At 45.1% G+C, this 9,742-nt stretch carries 6 protein-coding genes; 3 read left to right on the top strand and 3 right to left on the bottom strand.

From position 1 onward, the window contains the following. Positions 1–204 precede the first annotated feature (204 nt). Complete coding sequence (gene era, locus F6J94_RS04525; protein WP_293037295.1) at positions 205–1,233, bottom strand: GTPase Era; 1,029 nt, start codon at positions 1,231–1,233, stop codon at positions 205–207. Between the two features lie 204 nt (positions 1,234–1,437). Between era and F6J94_RS04520 the strand changes: the two genes are divergently transcribed. Together F6J94_RS04520 and F6J94_RS04515 are read left to right on the top strand one after the other, a co-directional pair. Beyond that, positions 1,438–3,315 (top strand): DUF3370 family protein, encoded by a 1,878-nt coding sequence (locus tag F6J94_RS04520; protein WP_293037292.1) that lies wholly within the window; start codon positions 1,438–1,440, stop codon positions 3,313–3,315. Between the two features lie 384 nt (positions 3,316–3,699). Further along, complete coding sequence (locus tag F6J94_RS04515) at positions 3,700–5,394, top strand: hypothetical protein (RefSeq protein ID WP_293037289.1); 1,695 nt, start codon at positions 3,700–3,702, stop codon at positions 5,392–5,394. Positions 5,395–5,685: 291 nt separating this feature from the next. Here F6J94_RS04515 and gap read toward each other — a convergent pair whose 3' ends face one another. Continuing rightward, entirely contained in the window at positions 5,686–6,702 is a 1,017-nt protein-coding gene (gap, locus tag F6J94_RS04510; RefSeq protein ID WP_293037286.1) for a type I glyceraldehyde-3-phosphate dehydrogenase, read from the bottom strand. A 480-nt stretch (positions 6,703–7,182) separates the two neighbouring features. Between gap and F6J94_RS04505 the strand changes: the two genes are divergently transcribed. Continuing rightward, entirely contained in the window at positions 7,183–8,184 is a 1,002-nt protein-coding gene (locus F6J94_RS04505; protein ID WP_075903476.1) for a 2-hydroxyacid dehydrogenase, read from the top strand. Between the two features lie 344 nt (positions 8,185–8,528). On the opposite strand, the gene F6J94_RS04500 is transcribed toward F6J94_RS04505, so the two are convergent. Then, positions 8,529–9,572 (bottom strand): calcium-binding protein, encoded by a 1,044-nt coding sequence (locus F6J94_RS04500; RefSeq protein ID WP_293037283.1) that lies wholly within the window; start codon positions 9,570–9,572, stop codon positions 8,529–8,531. Positions 9,573–9,742: the final 170 nt, after the last annotated feature.

Raw genomic sequence — 9,742 nt, 5'->3', positions numbered from 1 at the left:
GATGCGGCGAGAGTCCTTTAGCCCAAGATGCTTCCAGGTTTTTCCCGCATCAAAAGATTTCCAAATGCCGTAGCCGTGCGAAACGTTCCCGCGCACCGTTTTTTCACCGCCACCGACGTAGATAATCCCTGCTCCCTGCTCCCTAAAAACCATAAATTTGTACCTCATAAGTCGTATAATTGCTATATAATAGCGTAATTACTATTACTTCTCCACCCGATATCCCAACTCTAATAACCGTAAGCGAGATTGTCGCCATTTCGGTTTTACTTTCACAAACAATTCCAGGTAAACTTGACCAGCAACTAACTTTTGAAGTTGCTGGCGGGCCGCAGTACCAATTTGTTTGAGCATAGTACCCTTTTTGCCAATCAGAATACCTTTTTGGGAGTCTCTCTCTACATTAATCGTAGCAAAAATACGGGTAATTTTTGGTTGCTCCTCTACTAAATCAATAGTAATAGCAACCGAGTGGGGGACTTCCTCACGAGTTAGAAGTAAGATTTGCTCTCGAATCAATTCCCCCATGATAAACCGTTCTGGCTGGTCAGTTAAGAAGTCAGGGGGATAATAATATGGCCCTGGTTCTAAGCATTCAATTAATTTCTGCTGCAATAGGTCTAAGTTATTACCTGTTAGGGCAGAAAATTTGACGACTTCCCAGCCTTGAGCAGTAGCTAGTTTAGCGTAACTAGCATCGATTGATTCTCCCCTACTCTGTCGAGGTTGTATATCTGATTTGTTAACACCCAAAATTACTGGTGTCTTGGTATGGCTCAGTAGATCAACAATAAAGCGATCGCCTCCTCCCGCCTCCACCGTACTATCCACCACCAACAGCACCACATCCACTAACTCAATGGCTATTTGGGCGTTTTTCACCAATACCTTACCCAGTTGATGATGAGGTTTGTGAATCCCTGGCGTATCTACAAAAATCAACTGAGCTTCCGGTGTGGTCAAGATACCTCGCAGCCGATTTCGGGTGGTTTGAGCCACTGGCGAAGTGATGGCAATTTTTTGCCCTACCAGTTTATTCATCAGTGTGGATTTCCCCACATTCGGGCGTCCCACAATCGCCACAAAGCCAGACTTAAAGCCCTCTGGAGCAACCGGAATAGTTTCTAGAACTGATGGCTTGATAACTTTTTCCTCTAGGTTATCTTGGGAAGAGTCTACCGTCGGCTCCTCTTCCGAGTTTTGTTCGTCTTGGATTTTAGAATTGTCAGTCATTGAACCAATCGTAGTTTTTATTGTTTTATTATGAAATTTATGTTAGCAACATACATAGGGACTATGTTGAGTATGTTGTTAAAGGGGATAACACCCCGGTTAATTGACCAACATTATCATAAATAGAACTGATCGTGGGCTTGAAGTAAAAAATTTCAAGTTAGTTGCCCAGACTCAAGCAGTTTAGACTAAATACTACTACTGATGACCAATACCGCTACTTTCCCTGACCTAGAAAATCATTGGGCGAGAGATTGTATCAACCAACTGCGGGAGCGTAAGTTGGTCAGTGGTTACCCGGATGGTAAATTTCGTCCTAATTTTAGAATTACCCGCGCTGAGTTTGCCGTCTTAATGCTGAATGCGTTTCCCTCAGCACCGATTCAGCGGGGTGGTATTCGTTTTAAGGACGTACCTAGTAATCATTGGGCCAAAAAGGTGATTCAAGATGCCTACAAGCGAAGATTTTTTTCGGGCTATCCTGGCAGACGATTTAAACCGAATGAGTCCATTTCTCGAGTGCAAGCGATCGCCGTTTTAGCAGGAGCCAAGAATTATCCTATCCCGTCAGAACCCGATGGAACTCTCAAACGGTATTTTACTGATGCTACCCAGATTCCCCAGTATGCTAAAAATGCGATCGCATCCGCAGCAATTAATACTATTGTGGTTAACTATCCCAATATCAAACAGGTCAAACCAAATCAGAGTGCTACCCGTGGTGAAGTAGCGGCTTTGCTGTGTCGGGCGTTAAACATCTATGCTGTTCCACCTCAGTATATTGCTGGAGTGGAAGTCTCTTCTGATGATGTTCGTAGTTTACCAGGGCAATTGGATCAGGTGCCTGTATTTAATAGCAATAGTCCAGAACTAGTCAGAAGTGAGGGAATTTTGCTGTCTACGTTTTCACCGGAAGGGAAACAAGTTCCTTCAGCCCACCTTGATTATGGCTTTAATGGACGGTTTGATATCTTTACCCACCATATTGCTAGAGCAGAGACTCAGGCGGAAACCCATCCCCTTTATCAAGGATTGATAGTTTATAATCCCAATGAAACACCTGTTACAGTGGAGGTCTTGCAAGGGGCGAGTTATCTGTCTACCCCAGATGCACCGTTTATCTCGTTGCCGGATATGGTGGATAATCCCAATGGTACAGTCTATGCTGGTCCTGGCAGTCGGACAATGAATGATGTACTCAGGGGAATTCTCCAAGAACTATTTCCCGCCAAACTGGTGCTGAAGGCAAAACAAAGCCAAATGTTAATGAATCAGCCAATTCCAGTTAAACGATCACCAGCTTCTAATGGTCGTTCTACCATGATGCGGTTACGGAGTGATGGGATGGTCTATGTGGCTAACTTAGCGATGAAAGCCCCTCGTGATGGCAATGGAATCTATCGGGAACCTACGGTAGCAGAATGGCAAGACTTACTGGATACGGGCGGCTTAGCTCAACCCCGTGGACCAATACCCACTCCTCTCGAACCACCTCAAGAACCGACGGTGTTTGGTCGGGTGGCTGGTGTTTCCCAAGGTTCTCAATGGCAAGTGCTGATTCAAGATAATCCAAATGTTAACTATTTGAGTATTCCTCAGCTAGGGCAGGCATTTTCTTATGTGGTGGGGACTCTACATCTGATTACTCTGAGTACAGGGCAAATTCAAAGTGCACCGATGTTAAGGCGCTATGCCGATACGGCCTACTTTGCCCACAGTAATTATGGGGTAGAATACAATATAACTTTACCATTGAAGAATACTACTAATCAACCCCAAACGGTGACGGTATCGCTGCAAACGCCATTGAAGGATGAGGGGGGTACTGATCGACTGCTGTTTTTGAACCCACGGGTTGAAAACGTGTTCTTTCGGGGTACACTCAGAATAAATTATGATGATGATGATCGAAAGGCTCAGACGCGCTATGTGCATTTAGTGCAGCGACGAGGACAGCCAGGGCATCCATTGGTGACGTTGAATTTAGCCCCTGAAGAAGTTAGGCAGCTACAGGTGGATTTTCTCTATCCCCCGGATTCGACACCACCCCAGGTGCTTACAGTTCGGACTTTGGAGGGTTAGGAGAGTTGGAAATCGGCTCACAAATACAAGGTCGCAATTGTGCGATCGCACAATCAAATATTAATCTCGATTCTAGTAGTATCACGGATTTAGCCTGAATCTGCTATTGTGTAACGTTAGCAGCATACTAAACTTTATCAAAAATAGCTGATGCCAGCAAAAGCGATCAGTATTAACTATTTAGGAGTTTAGTTATTGCTGACGAAGTTTTGCCTAAGATCATCAAACCAGCAGAAATGCTTACTCTAGATGATAGAGATGATCTAGTTACGGCAGCTACTGCCTAGGGATATACCTAGAATTGCTGTCGGCACCAGAACAACTATATCACACTCAGGTTGCTTGATAACTTTTGCTAGATAACTATTGATATCTTGACCACTTATGCCTTCTCAAACCTTTATCGTGCGTGCTCACACTCGTACGATCCATACCCGTCCAGTTACCTTTTTTTGCCCCAAATGCAATCATATGACTACTCGTGAGTGCTATCCTGGTAAGCCTCCTAAATACTGTCTCGAATGTAGTCCGAGGCGGAAACGTCAGCAAGATGAGCTGTATATACCCGAAAAGGGGATGTTCAAGCCAACACACAACTTGGTGAATCTTACCAGTGGGCAGAAGACACCAGTATGTCTGGAGAAGTCCCCCCAAGCTGGGTGGCTTTTCGTGAGGACAGCCCTAGATTGGTTTAGCGGGGAAAGCATCATCAAGTATCACACAACTAAAGGGGTTTACAGCCAGGAGGTGCCGTTGGCAGATTATATCGTCGAAGCTCTACCAGCTGGCGATATCACCACAGCATTTCCATCAGCTACCTCTGCTAAAAAGAAGATTACTCCTGCTAAATCTTCATCAGAGCTACTTTTAGTAGAACCCTACAGTGTGAAGAAGATGTGCGATCGCTTCCGGTGTGGGGACAGGTTACTCAAGAGGATGCGCACTGACCCAAACTTCAGCCAGTGGAGTAGCTCTCGGGATCCCGAGGGCATAACTTGGGAGTATCGGCAAGGAAAATATTTTCCTTTACTTAATCAGGTTAATCAGGAATCATCAGCCACCTCTGAACCTGAAATAGAGGAGACTACCCCCACGACTAATGGGTCATCCCAGGGGATTTCAGTAGAACCCTACAGTGTGAAGAAGATGTGCGATCGCTTCCGTTGCGGGGATAGGTTACTCAAGAGGATGCGCACTGAGCCAAACTTCAGCCAGTGGAGTCGCTCTCGGGATCCCGAGGGCATCACTTGGGAGTATCGGCAAGGAAAATACTTTCCTTTAGTTGATCAGCTTAATCAGGTTGATCAAGAATCATCAAACACCTTTGAACCTGAAATAGAGGAGACTACTGCCACCACTAATGGGTCATCCCAGGGTTTTTCAGTAGAACCCTACAGTGTCAAACAGATGTGCGATCGCTTCCGTTGTGGGGATAGGTTACTCAAGAGGATGCGCACTGAGCCCAACTTCAGCCAGTGGAGTCGCTCTCGGGATCCCGAGGGCATCACTTGGGAGTATCGGAAAGGAAAATATTTTCCTTTAGTTGATCAGCTTAATCAGGTTCATCAAGAATCATCAGACACCTTTGAACCTGATAGCGATGAGACTACTCCCACGACTAATGGGTCATCCCAGGGTATTTTAGTAAAACCCTACAGTGTCAAACAGATGTGCGATCGCTTCCGTTGCGGGGATAGGTTACTCAAGAGGATGCGCACTGAGCCAAACTTCAGCCAGTGGAGTCGCTCTCGGGATCCCGAGGGCATAACTTGGGAGTATCGGCAAGGAAAATACTTTCCTTTAGTTGATCAGCTTAATCAGGTTAATCAAGAATCATCAGCCACCTTTGAACCTGAGATCGAGGAGACTACTGCCACCACTAATGGGTCATCCCAGGGGATTTCAGTAGAACCCTACAGTGTCAAACAGATCTGCGATCGCTTCCGTTGTGGGGACAGGTTACTCAAGAGGATGCGCACTGAACCAAACTTCAGCCAGTGGAGTCGCTCTCGGGATCCAGAGGGCATAACTTGGGAGTATCGGCAAGGAAAATACTTTCCTTTACTTAATCACCAATAGTTCATTAGTTTCAAACCTAGTCAGCAGATGCGTTCGCGTAGCGTGACATGCATGTCAATCGCATAAGCGCGGAAGCTTCGCTTCCGGAGCGTAGCGTCGGCTGTGGCCGTAGGCCACGCTGCGCGAAGGCCGAATCGCATCTGCTTTACTATTTCTGGGATACGAGAAAGTTTGGTCTTTCCCAACTTGGGGTATCTTCGAGTCTGTTCTGCCTCTTCCCCTTCTCCAGTTTCTAGTCAGGGAAAGTAGTTACTGACTTTTCCTTTCCCTGTGCTAGCTGCTACGGGCGACCTAACCTTTAGCTGCCATAGATAAGATTAGGTCAATCATGCGGTTAGAGTAACCCCACTCATTGTCGTACCAACAGACAACTTTAAAGAAATTAGAATTAAGTTCCATTCCGGCTCCAGCATCGAAAATGCTTGAATGAGGGTCTCCTTGAAAATCGGTGGACACCACTGGCTCCTCTGTATAGCCCAAAATTCCTTTCATCGCCCCAACTGACGCTGCCTTCATTGCTGCACAAATCTCTGGGTAGCTGGTTGCCTTTTGAGTCCTGAAGGTCAAATCTACCACTGATACATCCGGTGTTGGTACCCGTAATGCCATCCCCGTAAGTTTACCTTTCAGTTCCGGTAACACTAGCGTTACAGCTTTGGCCGCACCCGTAGAAGCGGGGATAATGTTCTGAGCAGCACTCCGCCCCCCCCGAAAGTCTTTCTTACTTGGACCATCTACCGTTGGCTGGGTAGCAGTCATGGCATGGACCGTAGTCATTAACCCTTCCGCTAGCCCAAAATTGTCATTAATCACTTTAGCAATGGGAGCAAGACAGTTAGTTGTGCAACTGGCATTGGAAACGATACTATCTTTAGCCGGGTCATAGGTATCGTGATTGACACCCATCAACAGGGTGGGAACCAAATCAGGGTTTTTAGTAGGAGCAGAGATTACCACCCGCTTCGCTCCCGCTTGTAAATGCTTAGATGCCCCATCATAGGTGGTAAATAGACCCGTAGATTCTACTACATATTCCACACCGAGTTTCGTCCAAGGCAGCTCCTCTGGGTTTTTAATTGAGACACAGGGGATTTTCTTGCCATTGACCACAATTCCATCAGCTTCAGCTTCTACGGTACCCTTGAAACGACCATGGGTTGAGTCGTATTTGAGTAAATAGGCGATAGTCTGTGGTGGAACTAGGTCATTAATGCCCAGCACTTCGATTTCTGGGTAGTTGAGGGCAGCACGGAATACGAGTCGTCCGATACGACCAAATCCATTGATACCCACTTTGACAGTTGCCATGGACAAATCTCCTTTAAGAGGTTTACAAATTTACGTTTGTCGATAATTAATAATCCTCATCCAGCGATGCAGAGGTGCGACCCGTGATGGCGAGCAATCCCTCACCATCACGGAAAGCGCACCTAAGAAGATTAATTCTTCCTTTGTTGTTGACAGCTGGGAGCATCAAAACTATCATGAACGGATTGCAAAGCAACCAGATGTGACTCAATCATTTTTGCTAGGCATCCAAGCTATTGTTTATAGCTCACTATACTCATTATTTGTTAATCCTTTAACTTAATTTAAGACTGTGGTAATTGGTGTCAATCTCTACCACTGTTCTGTGTTAAACTTCAAAGAAATAAAAGAGAAGGTAAGCATTGACATGACCCCTGAGAGCTGAATGTTAAATGCTTGCCATAAAATTAACCTTTTCTTTAAACCTACTCTTTAAATTTTTATCTACAATTTAATTAAGCTGGTTTTGGCATTACCTCTATGAAAGTCGCTGTCTTTAGTACCAAAGTCTACGACCGACAGTTTCTGGAAGCTGTTAATTCCCAATACGGTCATGAATTAACTTTTTTTGAACCGCACCTCGATACTCAAACGACTATTTTGGCATCAGGATGTCCAGCAGTATGCGTTTTTGTCAATGATTCCCTCAACGGACAAGTGTTGGAAAAGCTGGCGCAACAGGGAACTCGTCTGATTGCTCTACGCTGTGCTGGTTTTAATAATGTGGATGTCACAAAAGCGACAGAATTGGACATGACAGTAGTGCGTGTTCCCGCTTACTCCCCCTATGCGATCGCTGAACATACGATTGGCTTAATGCTAGCCCTGAATCGCAAGATACATCGTGCTTATTCTCGAGTACGAGAAGGAAATTTTTCCCTAGATGGACTCTTGGGATTCGATATGCATGGTCGAACTGTAGGCATCGTGGGAACTGGTAAAATTGGTGTTATCGTAGCCCAAATTCTCACTGGTATGGGGTGTCAATTAGTGGCATATGATCCTTATCCAAACCCGGAGTGTCAAGCTTTGGGGGTCAAGTATGTAGAGCTAGCTGAACTCTTTGCTATCTCTGATATTATCACGCTACACTGTCCCTTAACTCCTGAAAACTATCATCTGATTAATTCCGAAGCTCTAGAGCAGATGAAACCAGGTGTGATGCTAATTAATACTAGCCGAGGGGGATTGATTGATACCAAAGCCATTATTGGTGCGCTCAAGTCTAAGAAAATTGGCTATCTCGCTCTGGATGTCTATGAGCAAGAATCTGCCTTGTTTTTTGAGGATTTGTCTAATGAAGTCATTCAAGATGATATTTTTGAACGTTTACTCACGTTTCCTAATGTAATTATTACTGCTCATCAAGCTTTCTTCACTGAAAATGCCCTCGATAACATTGCTGAAACTACACTATCTAATATTACTAACTTTGAGAAAGGTGTTCCTTGTCCGAATAAAATTATTATTAATAGAGAATAGGTCATAATATTAAATCAGCTTGAATACCAAATCTTAACAACTAGTGACCTCGGCAAAATTCAATCAAGATTTTAGTAATTGGTAATCCTAATCTAATTACAATTATCAATTACCAATTACTAAATTAGCCTAAAGTAAGCATTCAGCCGTCAGCCGTCAGCCGTCAGCCGTCAGTGGTCAGTGGTCAGCTTATTTTATTCAAAAGTACCGATTGCGCTACGCGCACGCTGCGCGAACACTAGCCTGACCATTTCCGTAGCGTGGCCATTCGCGTAGCGTGGCCCAAAAGCCAAGGCCAAGGTCTTTGGCTGATAGCTGATAGCTGATAGCTGAATGCTTACAGTCTAAAACGCACTAGGAGGAGGGGCAACAAAGGAACGAGGAGGGAAGACTTGTAAATCAATATGCTGCTCTGGACTGAAATTAAGACCTGCTTGTAGTTGAGCAAATTGTTGCTCTTCAAAGGACAGAGCACCTGTAGTTTTATTGTAGGAGATTTGATCAATATCAAGTTCCCCAAAACTAACAATTTCAATCCTGTCTCCCTGTTGGATATTGAAATCGGTAATCCTGTCAATTCCGCTTTCAGGTCGTGGAACTTCCGAGTCAGAGTTACTCGATAATAGAAAACTATCAGTTATGTTGATTCCCGTTGAAGGTTGTAGCGGTTGTGATGGAGGCATTGAAGGCGGGAAGATCGGTAATGGACGATTTGTAAATGTGAAGCGGAATATATCAGCTCCATGACCACCAGTCAGGGTATCGCTTCCGTTGCCACCTACCAGAGAATCATCACCATTACCACCAATTAGAGAATCATTCCCGCCACCAAAGACATTTTGATCATCACCATCACCAATCAGGGTATCATTGCCAGTCCCACCAATGAGAGTATCACTGCTACCCCCACCTTCGAGCACATCATTTCCGTCTCCACCGTCAAGGATGTCACGACCTGGATTATAGTTTATGGGAATTCCAGTCAAACGCCTACGAACATCACCTAAAAGGGAATCATCACCAGCTCCGCCTTTTAGGGTATCATTACCATCTGCTCCGTTGAGCGTGTCATTTCCTGTGCCACCGTCGAGGAAATCATGATCAGATGTCTGTTTAATCTCAAACAAATTCAAGAAGCCAAAGCTAGGACCCGGTCCACCAGTAAAGACATCATTCCCTGAGCCACCAATCAGGGTATCATTACCCTCTCCACCATCGAGAGTATCCGAATCCTCCTCCCCTTCAAGACGGTCATTACCTCCTCGACCATTGAGAATATCATCCCCAGCTCTACCTTTGAGGGTATCATCCTGTGAGCCACCGTTGAGAGTATCGTTGCCACTGCCACCTATGAGAATTACACTAGTATTTGTAGTATTTGTTTCCAACCCCACGAAGTTCAAGTTAAACATTGATTCGATCACCTATTCCTATCCAACTCCGACCTCCTTTATTGTCTGGTCTTAGGTATGGTAACGGTAGCCAAATTGGCAGTATTTGGCCAATTTGACCGGTTTCTTGCTGCGCGTTCACGCTTGTCGGAAAACCCGAGCGGCGT

Origin of the sequence: Moorena sp. SIO1F2, from assembly GCF_010672755.1 — a bacterium.
GTDB lineage: Bacteria > Cyanobacteriota > Cyanobacteriia > Cyanobacteriales > Coleofasciculaceae > Moorena.
Note: the sequence above shows the minus strand (reverse complement) of the source record. Positions and strands in the feature narration are given on the sequence as shown.

What these genes read in the sequence shown, in the direction of transcription:
- gap (WP_293037286.1), bottom strand. Translation starts at nt 6,702, where the DNA reads ATGGCAACTGTCAAAGTGGGTATCAATGGATTTGGTCGTATCGGACGA.
- F6J94_RS04520 (WP_293037292.1), top strand. Translation starts at nt 1,438, where the DNA reads ATGACCAATACCGCTACTTTCCCTGACCTAGAAAATCATTGGGCGAGA.
- F6J94_RS04505 (WP_075903476.1), top strand. Translation starts at nt 7,183, where the DNA reads ATGAAAGTCGCTGTCTTTAGTACCAAAGTCTACGACCGACAGTTTCTG.
- F6J94_RS04515 (WP_293037289.1), top strand. Translation starts at nt 3,700, where the DNA reads ATGCCTTCTCAAACCTTTATCGTGCGTGCTCACACTCGTACGATCCAT.
- era (WP_293037295.1), bottom strand. Translation starts at nt 1,233, where the DNA reads ATGACTGACAATTCTAAAATCCAAGACGAACAAAACTCGGAAGAGGAG.